This window comes from Paraburkholderia sp. RL18-085-BIA-A, from assembly GCF_046027075.1.
In the GTDB taxonomy this organism is placed as follows: domain Bacteria; phylum Pseudomonadota; class Gammaproteobacteria; order Burkholderiales; family Burkholderiaceae; genus Paraburkholderia.
In genome coordinates, this window is sequence record NZ_JARESU010000432.1 from 1 (window position 1) to 1,353 (window position 1,353).

Genomic DNA, 1,353 nt, shown 5'->3' on the forward strand with positions numbered 1-1,353 from the left:
CTTAGGTTCAAGGGGTCGTTGCAACACCTGATGTTTATGATGCGAGTAGTAGATCTCTCAGTGCTTCTGCTGGTGCTTTCCATCCAAGGCTTTTACGCGGTCTGCAATTCAGCGCGCTTGCGACGGCATCGAGTTCACGCTCCGAGTACCGGCTCATGTCGGTGCCTTTTGGAAAGTATTGACGTAACAGACCGTTCGTATTCTCATTGGTCCCTCGTTGCCACGGGCTTTGAGGATCGCAGAAATAGATTTCAAGACCCGTATCGATTCGAAGCTGCACATGCTGGGCCATCTCTGCACCTTGATCCCATGTGAGTGATCGTCTCAACTGCTCAGGTAATAAGACGATCTTCGCAGCTATGGCATTGCGGACAGCCTCCGCTCCATGACCCGCCAGCGGTGGCCCGTTCTTGACGCGGACGCCGGTGCCATGGCCCTCCATAGGTGGAAGATGGAGCAACATTGTAAAGCGGGTGGTGCGCTCGACCAGCGTACCTACTGCGGATCGGTTAAGACCGATGATCAGGTCCCCTTCCCAGTGACCCGGAACAACACGATCATCAGCCTCAGCCGGGCGTTCACTGATCATGACCTCCGGAGTGATGAAATGCTTTCCACGCTGTTGCGTCCTGGCTCGAGGCACACGAAGTGCACGGCCTGTCCGCAGAGAGGCAGTAAGCTCTCGTCGCAGAGCGCCACGACCCTGAATGTATAGCGCCTGATAGATGGCTTCGTGAGAGATTCTCATGGATTGGTCTTCGGGATAGTCGACCTGCAATCGCCGACTGATCTGTTCGGGACTCCAGCAGGTGCCCCAACGCCGGTCCGCCCGGCGGCCTTGCCGTCGTCCTTTCCATGGTACGTCAGGTCCGGCAATCGGCCTGCCTTCTGAGTCGGTGACTGCTCCCGCCAATCGACTCTGCACATATTTCTTTAATCTCTCGTTCTCTGCCAGCCTGGAAGCTTTCGGACGTTCCGCTGCATGCTCAGCTTTCCACTGAGCAACCGTCGCCCTGTATATCAAAGTGCCGCCGCGGGTCGCAGCGTTACGGCGCAACTCGCGCGAGATGGTCGAAGGTGAGCGCTGCAGTCTTCGCGCGATCTCACGAACCCCGCAATCCTGTGCCCGCAGCAGCGCGATTTCTTCGCGTTCAGAAAAAGACAGATAAGGCCCAGCGCCCGGCGCCAGTTCGATCGGCGGCATTCCACCCGCCTCACGAAACCATCTTGGTCCCAAAGGTTGTGACACGCCACATGCCAGTGCGGCAGCCTCGGTCTCCATGCCCTGCGCGATACAGTTCCAGAACGCCCGCTTTGTCTCTAGCTGATTGACACCTGGCCTGCCAGGCGATC

The 1,353-nt window shown here is 57.8% G+C and carries 1 protein-coding gene; it reads right to left on the reverse strand.

Features of this window, described 5'->3' with window-relative positions; genetic code table 11:
* Positions 1 to 34: 34 nt before the first annotated feature.
* Positions 35 to 1,353, reverse strand: a 1,319-nt coding sequence (locus P0D89_RS53035) for an IS30 family transposase (RefSeq protein ID WP_408379640.1), incomplete at its 5' end; no start/stop codon positions are given.